The organism is Rhizobium sp. BK112 (genome assembly GCF_014193215.1).
Taxonomy (GTDB): Bacteria; Pseudomonadota; Alphaproteobacteria; order Rhizobiales; family Rhizobiaceae; genus Rhizobium; species Rhizobium anhuiense.
Genome location: NZ_JACHYZ010000001.1, coordinates 508,637 through 523,591 on the forward strand (window position 1 = coordinate 508,637; position 14,955 = coordinate 523,591).

Genomic DNA, 14,955 nt, shown 5'->3' on the forward strand with positions numbered 1-14,955 from the left:
GGTCTATCGCATCGGCCGTCCTTTGCGCGTCTGAAAAGGCGCGCGGTGCTGTAGCCTTGCAAAGCACGAAATCGATAGGCATATATTGACATAAAGATATCTTTATGTGATTTGGAAGTCTGGTCTTATGACGTCAAGGAGCCCTCCCGTGTTTGACAATCTCTTTGGTCCGGAAACGGGCAAGCGTGACGGCCGTGAAGTTTTCGCGGCTTTGAAACAAGCCGCGAGCGAGCGCATCCTTGTCCTCGACGGAGCCATGGGCACACAGATCCAGGGGCTCGGCTATGACGAAGACCAGTTCCGCGGGACCCGCTTCATCGGCTGCGCCTGTCACCAGAAGGGCAATAACGACCTTCTGATCCTGACCCAGCCGGACGCGATCGAAGAGATCCACTACAAATACGCCAAGGCCGGCGCCGACATTCTCGAGACCAACACCTTCTCCTCGACCCGCATCGCGCAGGCCGATTACGAGATGGAAGGCGCGGTCTACGACCTCAACAAGGAAGGTGCCGAGATCGTGCGCCGGGCGGCACAGCGCGCTGAACGCGAGGACGGCCGCCGCCGCTTCGTCGCCGGCGCCATCGGCCCGACCAACCGCACCGCCTCGATCTCGCCTGATGTCAACAATCCCGGCTTTCGCGCCGTCACCTTCGACGATCTGCGTTCCGCCTATGGCGAGCAGATCGACGGCTTGATCGACGGCGGCGCCGACATCATCCTCATCGAGACGATCTTCGACACGCTGAACGCCAAGGCGGCGATCTTCGCCTGCGAGGAGCGCTTCGCGGCCAAGGGCGTGCGCCTGCCGGTGATGATCTCCGGCACGATCACCGATCTGTCCGGTCGCACCCTGTCCGGCCAGACGCCTTCGGCCTTCTGGAACTCGGTGCGCCATGCCAATCCCTTTACGATCGGTCTCAACTGCGCGCTCGGCGCCAACGCCATGCGCCCGCATCTGCAGGAACTTTCGGGCGTCGCCGACACCTTCATCTGCGCCTATCCGAATGCCGGCCTGCCGAACGAATTCGGTCAATATGACGAAACGCCGGAGCTGATGGCCGCGCAGATCGACAGCTTCGCCCGCGAAGGCCTCGTCAATATCGTCGGTGGCTGCTGCGGTTCGACGCCGGAACATATCAGGGCGATCGCCGAGACCGTCGCCAAGTACAAGCCGCGGCCGATCCCCGAGCATCGTCCCTTCATGTCGCTGTCAGGCCTCGAACCTTTCGAGCTGACCAAGGACATTCCCTTCGTCAATGTCGGCGAGCGTACCAACGTCACCGGCTCGGCGAAGTTCCGCAAGCTGATCACCAATGCCGATTATACGGCAGCGCTCGACGTCGCCCGCGACCAGGTCGAGAACGGCGCGCAGGTGATCGACATCAACATGGACGAGGGCCTGATCGATTCCGAAAAGGCGATGGTCGAGTTCCTCAACCTGATCGCCGCCGAGCCTGACATCGCCCGCGTGCCCGTGATGATCGATTCGTCGAAGTTCTCGATCATCGAATCCGGCCTGAAGCGCGTCCAGGGCAAGCCGATCGTCAACTCGATCTCGCTGAAGGAAGGCGAGGAGAATTTCCTCGCCCAGGCGCGGCTGTTGCACAATTACGGCGCGGCCGTCGTCGTCATGGCCTTCGACGAGACCGGACAGGCCGACAGCTATGAGCGCAAGGTGGAAATCTGCACGCGCGCCTACAAGCTGCTGACCGAGAAGATCGGCTTCCCGCCCGAGGATATCATCTTCGATCCGAACATTTTCGCGGTCGCGACCGGCATCGAAGAGCACAATAATTACGGCGTCGATTTCATCGAGGCGACGCGGACGATCCGTGAGCGCATGCCGCTGGTGCATATTTCCGGCGGCGTTTCGAACCTGTCCTTCTCGTTCCGCGGCAACGAGCCGGTGCGCGAGGCGATGCACGCCGTGTTCCTCTACCACGCCATCCAGGCGGGCATGGACATGGGCATCGTCAATGCCGGCCAGCTGGCGGTCTACGACAACATCGATCCCGAGCTGCGCGAGGCCTGCGAGGACGTGGTGCTGAACCGCCGCCCCGACGGCACCGAACGGCTGCTCGAAGTGGCCGAGCGCTTCCGCGGCGCCGGCGCCCGGGAAGGCCGGGTCCAGGATCTCTCCTGGCGCGAATGGAGTGTCGAGAAGCGTCTCGAACATGCGCTGGTCAACGGCGTTACCGAATATATCGAGGCCGATACCGAGGAGGCGCGCCAGCAGGCCGCCCGGCCGCTGCATGTCATCGAGGGCCCGCTGATGGCCGGCATGAACGTCGTCGGCGATCTCTTCGGTTCGGGCAAGATGTTCCTGCCGCAGGTGGTCAAGTCGGCGCGTGTCATGAAGCAGGCGGTCGCCGTGCTGCTGCCCTACATGGAAGAGGAAAAGCGCCTCAACGGCGGCGAAGAGCGCCAGTCGGCCGGCAAGATCCTGATGGCGACGGTCAAGGGCGACGTGCACGATATCGGCAAGAACATCGTCGGCGTCGTGCTGGCCTGCAACAATTACGAGATCGTCGACCTCGGCGTCATGGTGCCGGCGACGAAGATCCTCGAAACGGCGATCGCCGAGAAGGTCGACGTCATCGGCCTTTCGGGCCTGATCACGCCGTCGCTCGACGAGATGGTGCACGTTGCGGCCGAGATGGAGCGGCAGGGTTTCAAGATCCCGCTCTTGATCGGCGGGGCGACGACCAGCCGCGTGCATACGGCCGTGAAGATTCATCCCGGCTACAACAACGGGCAGACGATCTATGTGACCGATGCCAGCCGCGCTGTTGGCGTCGTCTCGGCGCTGCTCTCGCCGGAGACCCGCCAGGGCTATGTCGACGATATAAGAGCCGAATATGCCAAGGTGGCGGCCGCCCATGCGCGCAGCGAGGCCGAGAAGGTGCGCCTGCCGTTGCCCCGGGCTCGCGAGAATGCTCACAAGATCGACTGGTCTGCCTACCAGCCGGTGAAGCCGCAATTCTTCGGCACGCGGGTGTTCGAGGATTACGATCTGGCCGAACTTGCCAAATATATCGACTGGACGCCGTTCTTCCAGACCTGGGAACTGCGCGGCCGTTACCCCGCCATTCTCGAAGACGAGAAGCAGGGCGAGGCAGCGCGCGCGCTCTGGACCGATGCGCAAGCCATGCTCAAGAAGATCATCGACGAGAAGTGGTTCCGCCCGCGCGCCGTCATCGGCTTCTGGCCGGCCGGCGCCGTCGGCGACGATATCCGGTTGTTCACCGACGAGAGCAGGACGCAGGAGCTTGAGACCTTCTATACCCTGCGCCAGCAGCTTTCGAAGCGGGACGGGCGGCCAAACGTGGCGCTCTCCGACTTCGTCGCGCCTGTCACAAGCGGGGTTCAGGATTATGTCGGCGGCTTCGTGGTGACGGCCGGTATTGAGGAAATCGCCATTGCCGAGCGTTTCGAACGGGCGAACGATGATTATTCTTCGATCCTGGTCAAGGCGCTGGCCGACCGTTTCGCCGAAGCTTTTGCCGAGCGTATGCATGAGCAGGTGCGTCGAGAATATTGGGGCTATGCCAAGAACGAGACGCTCAGCAAAGAGGATCTCATCACCGAAGCTTATGCCGGCATCCGCCCCGCGCCCGGTTATCCCGCCCAGCCTGACCACACCGAAAAGGCAACGCTCTTCAAGCTGCTCGACGCTGAAAAAGCGGCCGGCGTGAAGCTGACGGAAAGTTATGCGATGTGGCCGGGTTCCTCGGTCTCCGGCCTCTATATCGGCCACCCTGACTCCTATTATTTCGGTGTCGCCAAAATCGAGCGCGATCAGGTGGAAGATTATGCCAGGCGCAAGGGCATGGAGGTTTCCGAAGTCGAGCGCTGGCTCGGACCGGTGCTGAACTACGTGCCGCGCAAGGCGGATGAGGAGATCGACGACGCGGCGTAACCAGCCGTTTGGCGTCTTCCGCTGATAAAATAATTCAAGAAAGGAGGGAGCCGGAAGTGAATCACTTTCCGGCTCCATGCTTTTGAAAATCAAGAAGATTTTTCTTTTGAGCCGATGATGTCGGCCTTGCGGTTCAAGTCACCGCGATCGTCAGCTCCGCGACGAAATCATAGGCGTCGCCGCGATAGAGCGAGCGGGTGAATTCCACGGCGCGGCCGGAGCCAAGATAGGAGATGCGCTCGATCGACAGGCCGGCCGCACCGACCGAGACGCCGAGAAGCTGGGCGTCGGCTTCCTTCATATTGGTTGCCGAGATGCGCTGCACCGCGCGTACCGGGCGGACCTGGAGGCGTTCGAGTTCAGCATAGAGCGAATTGGTGACGGCCGAGGGATCGGGCAGGAACTCGCCGGAAACGCTGGCATTCTCGATCGCCAGCGGCTGGTCGTCGGCGATGCGCAGGCGGGAGAGGCGCGAAACCTTGACGTCGGTGCCGAGGCCGAGAATCATCATCTCGTCGGGCGAGGGGGTGTGGATGCCCTTGTGCAGCCATTCGGAGCGGGAGGACATGCCGCGGCGCGCCATATCCTCGGTGAAGGAGGTCAACTGCGACAGGCGTTGCTCGACCTTGGAGACCGGCTTGGCGACGAAGGTGCCCGAGCCGTGGCGGCGCACCAGCAGGCCGTCGGCGACCAATTCGTCGATCGCCTTGCGGACGGTGACGCGGCTGACGGCGGCGAATTCGGCGATGTCGCGTTCCGGCGGCAGCGCATCGCCGTGGCCGAGCGTGCCGGTGCGCACGGCCTCTTCGAGCATGCGGCGCAGCTTGACGTAGAGCGGGCCGGTACCGGCAGCCTGCAGGCGCTCCAGGGATAGGATGGTAGCGAGGTCGTCGCTCATGCCGCACCTCTCTGCCTGTTGTTCAGGAGCTTCACCGCAAGTCCCACCGCGCCCTGCAGGGCATCGCCCTTCGGTTTGGCGAGCAGCAGCCTGTAACGTTCGGCAAGCCAGGGTTCATAGGCTTCGGCAAGGCCGCCGAGCAGGCAGATCGACGGGCATTCGGGCCAGAGCAGCGCCTCGAGGCTTTCGCCGATCGCGGTCGCGGCGTCGGTGACGATGCCAACCGCAACAGTATCGCCCTTGGCCGCATGTTCGAAGACAACAGGTGCGTAGCGGGCAAAGTCCTTCGGTCTTGCCGAATGCGCGAATTCGACGATGCGCTCGGGATCGTTGCCGTATTCGGCCATGACCGCTTCGGTGATCGGCGATGCCGGCCGCACCCCGTCATGGGCGAGCAGCGATCGTTCCATTAGGTCGCGGCCGAGGCGGGCGCCGCTTGCCTGGTCCCCAACGACGAAACCCCAGCCGCCGATGCCGTTCAGCCGGCCATCCCTACGGGCATTATAGACCGAGCCGGTGCCGAAGGCGCCAACGATACCGTCGGCATCGCCGAGCGCACCCTGCAGGGCAATCAGCGCATCGGTGACGACGCGACCTTCGGTAAAGGGCAGGGCCGTTTCGATTCGTCTGCCGTAATCGCCGACGTTGGCACCGGCGACGCCGACGACGGCTGCGACGGAGGAGATGGTTTCAGCAGCAAGCCCGGCATCGCACAGCGCCTGCCGGGCGGATTCGACGATATTGAGAAGAGAGTTTTCGAGATCCGACAGAATGTTGGCAGGGCCTGATTTGCCGCGGCCGATGACATTGCCGTTTCCGTCCGCGACTGCGGCCCGGCAGCTCGTTCCGCCGCCGTCTATGCCGATTGCAAGCTCCGTCATCGGGCCTCCGAATATACCGTTCCCTATGTTTTTTAATACAATACCAAAAAAATACCATTTACCAAGTGGGAATGAGGGAGAAAATCAATCTTTTTATCTCATTGATTTCACTGGATTTAATTTTTTAACGAATTTTCTCAGGCCGAAAAGTTAAATTCGGCTGGACAATTGGTATTTTTTTGGCATTAATTCCGCAAAAGGGAACAGCACTTCGAAGCCCACGAAAACCGGCAGTTAAGCCAAGCCGGAACCGCTACGAAGGTGATCGAGATGACGACCCACTGGCCTATCGGGCTTGTGGCGAATTCGGGCATTCATCGGCTTTCCCCATCATTTCGCCGCCCCGGTGTAGCCGCTGGGAAGGTGCGCAGTCCGGCCGCAGGCGATCCGCCTTCGTGTCCGTCGAGCTTTCGGGACCGGCATTGCTGGCGGTCCTCCAAGGGGCGTTGGGTGTTGCCTCAGGCACGCCAATTGCTTGTTTCAGATCGAAAACAGCGCCTCGCGGCGCTTAAACAGGAGAGGGAAATGAAAAACACTGCTCTGAAAAGCTTCCTGCTTGCATCCAGCCTGCTGACGTCAGCAGGCCTCGTCCATGCCGCCGACGTCACGCTGACGATCGAAAGCTGGCGCAATGACGACCTGCAGATCTGGCAGGAGAAGATCATCCCGGCCTTCGAAGCCAAGAACCCGGGCATCAAACTCGTCTTCTCGCCGACAGCACCGACCGAATACGATGCTGCAACGTCTGCCAAGATCGATGCCGGCAGCGCCGGCGACATCATCACCTGCCGTCCCTTCGACAAGTCGCTGGCCCTGTTCAAGAGCGGCAACTTGACGAGCCTGAATGATCTGCCGGGTATGGAGAACTTCTCGCCGGTCGCAAAGGCCGCCTGGACGACCGACGACGGCAAGTCGACCTTCTGCGTGCCGATGGCTTCGGTCATCCACGGCTTCATCTACAACAAGGATGCCTTCGACAAGCTCGGCATCTCGGTGCCGAAGACGCAGGACGAGTTCTACGCAGCGCTCGACAAGATCAAGGCCGACGGCACCTACATCCCGCTCGCCATGGGCACGAAGGACCTCTGGGAAGCCGCCACCATGGGCTACCAGAACATCGGCCCGAACTACTGGAAGGGTGAGGACGGCCGCGCCGCCCTGATCGCCGGCAAGCAGAAGCTGACCGACGCCGACTGGGTCAAGCCCTATGAAGAGCTTGCCAAGTGGAAGCCCTATCTCGGCGACGGCTTCGAAGCTCAGACCTACTCCGACAGCCAGAACCTCTTCACGCTCGGCCGTGCCGCGATCTACCCGGCCGGCTCGTGGGAAATCGCGCTGTTCAACAGCCAGGCACAGTTCAAGATGGGCGCCTTCCCGCCGCCGGTTCCAAAGGCTGGCGACACGGGCTACATCTCCGACCATCCTGACATTGCGGTCGGCCTGAACGCGAAGAGCGCGCATGCTGAGGAAGCCAAGAAGTTCCTCACTTGGGTTGCTTCGCCTGAGTTCGCCGATATCTACGCCAACGCGCTGCCGGGCTTCTTCAGCCTGAACTCCAACCCGGTCAAGATGTCCGATCCGCTCGCTCAGGAATTCGTTTCCTGGCGCGGCCCGTACAAGTCGACGGTGCGCTCGACCTATCAGATCCTGTCGCGCGGCACGCCGAACCTCGAAAACGAGACCTGGGTCGAATCGGCCAACGTCATCAACGGCACGGATACGCCGGCGGTTGCTGCCGAAAAGCTCCAGAAGGGCCTCGACAGCTGGTACAAGCCGGCCAAGTGATGTGATCAGGGGCGGCGTTTGCTGCCCCTCATCCAGCCTGCCGGCCACCTTCTCCCCGCGTGCGGGGAGAAGGAGATTCGCAGCGACCTCCCAGCCCGACATAGCATCCCAGCAGGGCGTTCCTTTCTTCCCAGGTGGTGGAGAGTCCGGGTGAGGCGCAACGTTTTCCACCTGTGCTGCCCTTGCAGCCAGTCGACATGAACAGGCAAAAGCCATGAGCGAAACCAACAACGCGGCCGATATCGTCCCGCTCAAGCGCCCGGTGCGCTGGCACATTTTCGTCTTCATGCTGCCAGCCCTGATCGTCTATTCCGCCGTCATGGTGCTGCCGCTCATCGAAACCCTCCGGCTGTCGCTTTACAATATGGTCGACGGGCAGCCGGCCTTCGTCGGACTGGCGAATTTCAAGGTGCTGTTCGGCGATGCGCGCTGGGCGCGCGATTTCTGGAATGCCCTTGTCAATAACCTGATCTTCTTTGCCATCCACATGTGCGTGCAGAACCCGATCGGCGTGGCGCTTGCCGCCCTGCTTTCGGTGCCGAAACTGCGCGGCGTTGCCTTCTACCGCACGGCGATGTTCCTGCCGACGCTCTTGTCCTTCGTCATCGTCGGCTTCATCTGGAAACTGATCCTCTCGCCGATCTGGGGCGTGGCGCCCTGGATGCTCGATCTCATCGGCTTGAAATTCCTGTTCGCGCCCTGGCTCGGCAAGTCCGGTTCGGCGCTGATCGCGGTGTCGCTGATCTCGAACTGGCAATATATCGGCATTCCGATGATGCTGATCTATGCCGCACTTCTCAGCATCCCTGAAGAGGTGATCGAGGCGGCCGAATGCGACGGCATTACCGGCTGGGCGCAATTCTGGAAGATCAAGCTGCCGCTCATCCTGCCGGCGATCGGCATCATCTCGATCCTGACCTTCGTCGGCAATTTCAACGCCTTCGATCTGATCTACACCGTGCAGGGGGCGCTCGCCGGGCCTGACATGTCGACCGACATTCTCGGCACCTTGCTCTACCGCACCTTTTTCGGTTTCCAGCTTCAGCTCGGCGACCGCTCGATGGGCGCGACGATCGCTACGGTGATGTTCCTCATCATTCTCGCCGGCGTCTCGCTTTATCTCTTCGTCATCCAGCGGCGCATGCGTCGCTACCAGTTCTGAGGAGCGCGCATGTCCAAGGCACGCACATCTCCCATCCGCACCGGCCTCGTGCATCTGGCGCTGAGCGCCTATACGCTGGTCGCGTTGTTTCCGGTGTTTCTGACCATCGTCAACTCGTTCAAGGATCGCGCTTCGATCTTCCGCGAGCCGCTGATGATCCCGACGCCGTCGACCTTCAGCCTTGTCGGCTATCAGACGGTGCTGGGGCAGGGCGATTTCGCCACCTATTTCCAGAACAGCTTCATCGTCACGATCGTCTCGATCCTGCTGGTGCTGCTCTTCGGCGCCATGGCGGCCTTCGCCCTGTCGGAATATCGTTTCCGCGGCAATACGCTGCTCGGGCTCTATATGGCGATCGGCATCATGATCCCGATCCGTCTCGGCACGGTGGCGATCCTGCAGGGCATGGTGGCGGCCGGCCTCGTCAACACGCTGACGGCGCTGATCCTCGTCTATACCGCGCAGGGCATACCGCTGGCGATTTTCATCCTGTCGGAATTCATGCGCACGGTTTCGGATGACCTCAAGAATGCCGGGCGCATCGATGGGCTTTCCGAATATGCGATCTTCTTCCGGCTGGTGCTGCCACTGGTGCGCCCGGCCATGGCGACGGTCGCCGTCTTCACGATGATCCCGATCTGGAACGACCTCTGGTTCCCGCTGATCCTGGCGCCGTCGGAGGCCACCAAGACGGTGACGCTCGGCTCGCAGATCTTCATCGGCCAGTTCGTCACCAACTGGAATGCGGTGCTGGCGGCGCTGTCGCTGGCGATCCTGCCGATCCTCGTCCTCTACGTCATCTTCTCGCGGCAGCTGATCCGCGGCATCACGTCAGGAGCCGTCAAGTGACCGTAAAACCGATCCGCGTCCTCGTTGCCGGCCTCGGCAATATGGGCCGCAGCCATGCGCTCGCCTATCACAACAATCCAGGCTTCGAGATCGTTGGTCTCGTCAACCGCTCGACGCCGAAGCTGGAGCCCGAGCTGCAGGGCTATACGATCCATCCCGACTTCATGACGGCGCTCGCCGAGCTGAAGCCGGACCTCTGCTCGATCAACACCTATTCCGACAGCCATGCCGATTATGCCGTCGCCGCCTTCGAGGCCGGCTGCGACGTCTTCGTCGAAAAACCGCTGGCGACCACCGTCGCCGATGCCGAGCGCGTGGTCGCGGCGGCTGGGAAGGCCGGGCGCAAGCTGGTGATCGGTTATATTCTTCGCCATCACCCTTCCTGGATGAAGCTGATCGAGGAGGCGCGCAAGCTCGGCCCGCCTTACGTCTTCCGCATGAACCTCAACCAACAGTCCAGCGGCCCGACCTGGGCGACGCACAAGTCGCTGATGCGCACCACCTCGCCGATCGTCGATTGCGGCGTGCATTATGTCGACGTCATGTGCCAGATCACTGATGCCAGGGCTGTCGAGGTGCGCGGCATGGGGCTGCGCATGTCCGACGAGATTGCCGCCGACATGTATAATTACGGTCACCTGCAGGTGCTGTTCGAGGACGGTTCGGTCGGCTGGTACGAAGCCGGTTGGGGACCGATGATCTCGGAGACCGCCTTCTTCGTGAAGGACGTGATGTCGCCGAAGGGTGCGGTTTCCATTGTCATGGATCCGAACGCCAAGTCCGACGATATCGACACGCACACCAAGACCTCCGTGATCCGTCTGCACACGGCCGAGACCGGCGCGGACGGCAAGTTCATCCGGCCCGACCAGGATATGAGGATGACCGGCGAGCCCGGCCATCAGGCGCTTTGCGACCTGGAACAGGCCTTCATGCTGAGGGCGATCCGCGAGGATCTGAACCTCGACCGCCATATGGCGGATGCGGTGGCATCGCTGCGCATCTGCCTTGCCGCCGACGAGAGCGTGCGTACCGGCCAGCCGGTCAGATTGTAAGGGAAAGACAGTGGGATCGCTTCAACTCAAATCCATCCGCAAGACCTACGGCACGCATGAAGTGCTGAAAGGCATCGACCTCGAAGTCAAGGACGGTGAATTCGTCATCTTCGTCGGTCCGTCGGGCTGCGGGAAGTCGACGCTGCTGCGCAGCATTGCCGGTCTCGAGGACGTCACGTCGGGCGCCGTCGTCATCAACGGCCGCGACGAGACGCTGACGCCGCCGGCCAGGCGCGGAATCGCCATGGTGTTCCAGTCCTACGCGCTCTATCCGCATCTGACGGTCAAGGACAATATGGGGCTCGGCCTCAAGCAGGCCGGCACCGCAAAGGACGAGATCGAAAAGCGTGTCAGCAAGGCATCCGGCATGCTGTCGCTGGAGCCATATCTAGCGCGGCGGCCGGCCGAGCTCTCCGGCGGCCAGCGCCAGCGTGTCGCGATCGGCCGCGCCATCGTGCGCGAACCGGAACTCTTCCTGTTCGACGAACCGTTGTCGAACCTCGATGCGGCGCTACGCGTCCAGACCCGCCTCGAAATCGCCCGGCTGCACCGCAGCCTGAAGGCGACGATGATCTATGTGACCCACGATCAGGTCGAGGCGATGACGCTTGCCGACAAGATCGTCGTGTTGAATGCCGGCGCGATCGAACAGATCGGTTCGCCGATGGAGCTTTACAACCGTCCGGCCAATGTCTTCGTCGCCGGCTTCATCGGCTCACCGCAGATGAATTTCATCGCGGCCGAGAAGGTTGGCGATCACAGCGCCAAGACGATCGGCGTGCGGCCCGAACACATGACGCTGTCGCGTGAGCAGGGGAGTTGGGCGGCGAAGGTCGTGCATGTCGAGCATCTCGGCGCCGATACGATCATCTATCTGGAGTCCGACCAGTGCGGCCTGCTGACGGCACGCCTGTTCGGCGAGCATCAGTACGAGCCCGACGAGATCGTCTATGCGACGCCGGATCAGGCGCGTGTCCACCGCTTCGATGTCGACGACCAGGCGATCCGCTGAGGGCATGATAGAACGAAAAAGCCCCGTGTTGCGGGGCCTTTCACTTCCCGTTGGCGTGCAAGAGTTCGATCAGCCAAGCACGGGCCGCATGAAGCTACGTTCATAGCTGACGATACTGCGGTTGCGTTTGTCGAGTTCGAAAGCGGCCTGACATTCCGGATCACTCGCCATGCGCGTGCGATAGTCCTCATAGGCGGCAAGGCTCGGGAAGGAAAACAAGGCAACGGCAATGTCGTTGGCGCCTTCGGATGGCAGGAAATAACCGTGATGGGTGCCGCCCATCCTGTTGACGATCGGAATCCAGAGCCGGGCATATTCCTCGAATTCGGCAAGCTTGTACGGATCGATCACATAACGCAGGTGGCAGGTAATCATTGACATATCCCATTGCGTAAAACACCGAGCGGAGGGGTGCGGCTCATTTGGTTTGCTCACCTTCTGGCATCGCGTTGAGAGAGTTCAAGTGCTTTGCAGTGATGACAGCATCACGATTGCTGACGTGTCGGCCAGCCTGAAATGAAAAAGGCGCCGTTTCGCGGCGCCTTTTGCGTGAACGGTATCGGCGAAATCAGTCGCGGATGATCAGCAGGTCGGCCGCCATGAAGCGCAGCGTCACCGTTTCGCCGGCCTGCGGCGGGGTGATGCCCGGGCTGTTGAACATGTCGAAGGAGATGACGTTGCCGCCGACATTCATACGGGTGCGGATGACCGATCCCAGGAAGTGGGCCGAGACGACCTGGCCGGTTAGCGCCGTATCGCTTTTGACGTTGTCAGAGAGGGAACCGGCTTCCGGACGCAGCGCCAGCGAAATGGTTTCGCCAGCCTTGTGGGCGGCGACCGACTGCTTGAGCGTCACGCCCTGATCGCCGATCTGGATGCGGTTGGCGCCGGGGTCGATGACCTTGGCCTCGATGAGGTTCAACGTGCCGACGAAGGAGGCGACGAAGCGTGTCGCCGGCGTGTTGTAGATCTCGAAGGGCGAACCGATCTGGTCAGCCTTGCCGGCATTCATGACGACAATGCGGTCGGAGATCGACAGAGCTTCTTCCTGGTCGTGGGTGACGAAGACCGTGGTGATGCCGAGCTGCTGCTGGATCTGGCGGATTTCCTCGCGCAGCGACACGCGGATCTTGGCGTCGAGCGCGGAGAGCGGCTCGTCGAGCAGCAGCACCTGCGGCTTGACGGCAAGCGCGCGGGCAAGGGCGACACGCTGCTGCTGGCCGCCCGATAGCTGATAGGGGAAGCGGTCGGCCAGGTGATCGAGTTTGATCAGGCCGAGCATTTCCTTGACGCGGGCGTCAATCTCAGGCTTCGGCGCGCCGGCGACCTTGAGGCCGAAGGCGACATTGTCGTGCACGGTCATGTTGGGGAACAATGCATAGGCCTGGAAGACCATACCGATATTGCGCTGGTTCGGCTTCAGGGCGCTCTGGTCCTTGCCGTTGATGGTCAGCGTGCCGCCGGTCGGTGTCTCGAAGCCGGCGATCATGCGCAGAACAGTCGTCTTGCCGCAGCCTGACGGGCCGAGGAAGGAGATGAACTCACCCTTCTCGATGTTCATGTTGAAGTTCTTGACGACCTGAACCGGGCCGAAGGATTTCTGAATGTTGGTCAGTGTGAGAAAGGACATGAGCCAGTTACCTTAAGCCTTTGCCGGGCGGGCTTTACCGAAGCGGGAAACGAGGTTGAGCAGGCCCATGCTGAGCCAGGTGATCGAGAAGGCGATGACGGCGAGCGCCGAAGGCTCATAGGCCTTGTTTGCACCGACGAGCTGCAGATAGGGACCGAAAGCCGGACGGTTGAGCAGCGCGGCGAAGGTGAATTCGCCCATGACGATTGCCAGCGTGATGAAGGCGCCGGAGAGCACGCCGCTCATGACGTTGGGGAAAATGCACCTGAACATGATGGTCGTCCAGCGGGCGCCGAGACTTTCGGCCGCTTCCGTCAGCGTGCGGACGTCGATGGCGCGCATGGCGGTATCGACGGCGCGGTACATGTAGGGCAGGGACAGCGTGATATAGGAGAAGACCAGCAGGGCGTTGGTGCCGGTCGTCGAACCCGTCAGGGGCAGGTAGGACGACGAATTATACATCCTGAGGTAACCGAAGACGATGACGATCGCCGGAATGACAAGCGGCAGCAGCGTGATGAATTCGACGACGGGACGCATCTGCGGCAGGCGCAGCCGCACCCAATAGGCCGTCGGCACGACGAGCAGCATGCCGAAGACGATGGTGAATAACGCCATCAGCATGGAATAGCCGAAGGTCTCGCGGAACTGAATGTCTGAGAAGACCGATTCATAGGCATCGAGGCTGTATTCGCCGCGGCGCATGCGCAGCGAAAATTCGATCGTGCCGATCAACGGAATGACGAAATAGGATGCGCCCAGGATGACGGCGATCCAGGCCCCAAGACGTTGAGCTTTCATTTCTGCCACCGTTCGGCGCGCATGCGCAGCATGAGATAAAGGACGTTGGAGACGCCTGTAATGACGATCATGCCGAGCGCGATGGCGTAGCCGAGGTTGGCATTGTGCAGAACGTCGCCGCGGATCTGCGCATAAAGCAGGATCGGCACGATGTTCAGCGAGCTGCCGGTCAGCGCAAAGGCGGTGGCGATGGCGCCGAAGGCATTGGCGAAAAGCAGCAGCGTCGTGCCAAGCAGGCTCGGCCAGAGGATCGGAAGGGCAACCATCGTCCAATATTGGCGGTTGGTGGCGCCGAGGATCTGCGATGCCTCGCGCCATTCCTTCTTCATGCCGTCGAGGGCCGGCGTCAGGATCAGCACCATCAGCGGGATCTGGAAATACATGTAGGTGATGGTGAGGCCAAAGAAGGACAGCAGGTTGAAACCGGTGCCGTAGAGATTGAAGCCGAACCATTCGCGCAGGAAGATCGTCACAAGGCCGGTACGGCCGAGCGTTGCGAGAAAGGCGAAGGCGAGCGGCACGCCGGCGAAATTCGAGGCGACGCCGGAGAAGGTCAGCAGCGTCGAGCGCACGGAGGCGGGCAGGCCGCCGAGCACGACGGCCCAGGCGAGGAAGAAGCCGATCAGCGCGCCGCCGAGAGCGGAGGCGACCGAGACGCGGATACTGATCCAGTAAGCGCTCATGATCGATGGCGTAAAGAGATCGCCGATATTCTTCAGCGTGAAATCGCCCTCGGGCGTCAGGAATGCGCCCGCCACAAGATAGAGCGTGGGGATGATCAGGAATAGCAGGGAGAAAATGATGAAGGGTGCAATGCCCAGCCAGTCGATCACACGGTCTTTGTTGATCAAGGGGGCACTGCTCGCCATCGGCGTAGAAACGGTGCTCATGGAAAAGCTCATCCTGGGGCGTCGGAGTAACAAAACCTCCCCGCCTTGCGGCGGGGAGGCAGGAGCAGAG

Annotated in this window: 12 protein-coding genes; 6 read left to right on the forward strand and 6 right to left on the reverse strand. The window is 61.6% G+C overall.

The features are described from left to right. The first annotated feature begins 148 nt into the window (after window positions 1-148). Window positions 149-3,922, forward strand: a complete 3,774-nt coding sequence (gene metH / locus FHT75_RS02420; RefSeq protein WP_063474581.1) for a methionine synthase — start codon at window positions 149-151, stop codon at window positions 3,920-3,922. Between the two features lie 133 nt (window positions 3,923-4,055). Here the strand turns inward: metH and FHT75_RS02425 are convergent, their stop codons facing one another. Both FHT75_RS02425 and FHT75_RS02430 read right to left on the reverse strand, forming a co-directional pair. Continuing rightward, entirely contained in the window at window positions 4,056-4,820 is a 765-nt protein-coding gene (locus FHT75_RS02425) for a GntR family transcriptional regulator (protein ID WP_011652849.1), read from the reverse strand. Beyond that, on the reverse strand, window positions 4,817-5,701 hold the full coding sequence (locus FHT75_RS02430) for an N-acetylglucosamine kinase (RefSeq protein ID WP_047611011.1): 885 nt from the start codon (window positions 5,699-5,701) through the stop codon (window positions 4,817-4,819). Before FHT75_RS02430 ends, FHT75_RS02425 begins: the two co-directional genes overlap by 4 nt. A 525-nt stretch (window positions 5,702-6,226) precedes the next feature. On the opposite strand from FHT75_RS02430, the gene FHT75_RS02435 reads away from it, so the two are divergent. The 5 genes from FHT75_RS02435 (at window position 6,227) to FHT75_RS02455 (ending at window position 11,564) form a co-directional block, all read left to right on the forward strand. Beyond that, window positions 6,227-7,486 (forward strand): ABC transporter substrate-binding protein, encoded by a 1,260-nt coding sequence (locus FHT75_RS02435; RefSeq protein WP_047611009.1) that lies wholly within the window; start codon window positions 6,227-6,229, stop codon window positions 7,484-7,486. Between the two features lie 214 nt (window positions 7,487-7,700). Continuing rightward, entirely contained in the window at window positions 7,701-8,648 is a 948-nt protein-coding gene (locus FHT75_RS02440; protein WP_028755804.1) for a carbohydrate ABC transporter permease, read from the forward strand. Between the two features lie 9 nt (window positions 8,649-8,657). Then, a complete protein-coding gene (locus FHT75_RS02445; protein ID WP_028755805.1) occupies window positions 8,658-9,497 on the forward strand; it encodes a carbohydrate ABC transporter permease in 840 nt (279 codons plus the stop codon). Beyond that, window positions 9,494-10,552, forward strand: a complete 1,059-nt coding sequence (locus FHT75_RS02450) for a Gfo/Idh/MocA family protein (protein ID WP_028755806.1) — start codon at window positions 9,494-9,496, stop codon at window positions 10,550-10,552. Before FHT75_RS02445 ends, FHT75_RS02450 begins: the two co-directional genes overlap by 4 nt. 10 nt (window positions 10,553-10,562) lie before the next feature. Further along, complete coding sequence (locus tag FHT75_RS02455; RefSeq protein ID WP_028755807.1) at window positions 10,563-11,564, forward strand: ABC transporter ATP-binding protein; 1,002 nt, start codon at window positions 10,563-10,565, stop codon at window positions 11,562-11,564. 69 nt (window positions 11,565-11,633) lie between these two features. On the opposite strand, the gene FHT75_RS02460 is transcribed toward FHT75_RS02455, so the two are convergent. From FHT75_RS02460 to FHT75_RS02475, 4 genes are all read right to left on the reverse strand, one after another. Further along, on the reverse strand, window positions 11,634-11,939 hold the full coding sequence (locus FHT75_RS02460) for an NIPSNAP family protein (RefSeq protein WP_028755808.1): 306 nt from the start codon (window positions 11,937-11,939) through the stop codon (window positions 11,634-11,636). A gap of 193 nt (window positions 11,940-12,132) precedes the next feature. Then, window positions 12,133-13,194: an ABC transporter ATP-binding protein gene (locus tag FHT75_RS02465; RefSeq protein ID WP_028755809.1), complete on the reverse strand. Its 1,062-nt coding sequence runs from the start codon at window positions 13,192-13,194 to the stop codon at window positions 12,133-12,135. Between the two features lie 12 nt (window positions 13,195-13,206). Next, a complete protein-coding gene (locus tag FHT75_RS02470; protein WP_029867940.1) occupies window positions 13,207-13,995 on the reverse strand; it encodes an ABC transporter permease in 789 nt (262 codons plus the stop codon). After that, window positions 13,992-14,885 carry an ABC transporter permease gene (locus FHT75_RS02475; protein WP_028755810.1) on the reverse strand — a complete coding sequence of 298 codons (894 nt, stop codon included), beginning with the start codon at window positions 14,883-14,885 and terminating at the stop codon, window positions 13,992-13,994. Before FHT75_RS02475 ends, FHT75_RS02470 begins: the two co-directional genes overlap by 4 nt. Between the last annotated feature and the right edge of the window lie 70 nt (window positions 14,886-14,955).

Coding starts and splice junctions, on each gene's coding strand:
- FHT75_RS02465 (WP_028755809.1), bottom strand. CDS start 13,194: ATGTCCTTTCTCACACTGACCAACATTCAGAAATCCTTCGGCCCGGTT.
- FHT75_RS02470 (WP_029867940.1), bottom strand. CDS start 13,995: ATGAAAGCTCAACGTCTTGGGGCCTGGATCGCCGTCATCCTGGGCGCA.
- FHT75_RS02435 (WP_047611009.1), top strand. CDS start 6,227: ATGAAAAACACTGCTCTGAAAAGCTTCCTGCTTGCATCCAGCCTGCTG.
- FHT75_RS02430 (WP_047611011.1), bottom strand. CDS start 5,701: ATGACGGAGCTTGCAATCGGCATAGACGGCGGCGGAACGAGCTGCCGG.
- FHT75_RS02445 (WP_028755805.1), top strand. CDS start 8,658: ATGTCCAAGGCACGCACATCTCCCATCCGCACCGGCCTCGTGCATCTG.
- FHT75_RS02440 (WP_028755804.1), top strand. CDS start 7,701: ATGAGCGAAACCAACAACGCGGCCGATATCGTCCCGCTCAAGCGCCCG.
- FHT75_RS02425 (WP_011652849.1), bottom strand. CDS start 4,820: ATGAGCGACGACCTCGCTACCATCCTATCCCTGGAGCGCCTGCAGGCT.
- FHT75_RS02475 (WP_028755810.1), bottom strand. CDS start 14,885: ATGAGCACCGTTTCTACGCCGATGGCGAGCAGTGCCCCCTTGATCAAC.
- FHT75_RS02460 (WP_028755808.1), bottom strand. CDS start 11,939: ATGATTACCTGCCACCTGCGTTATGTGATCGATCCGTACAAGCTTGCC.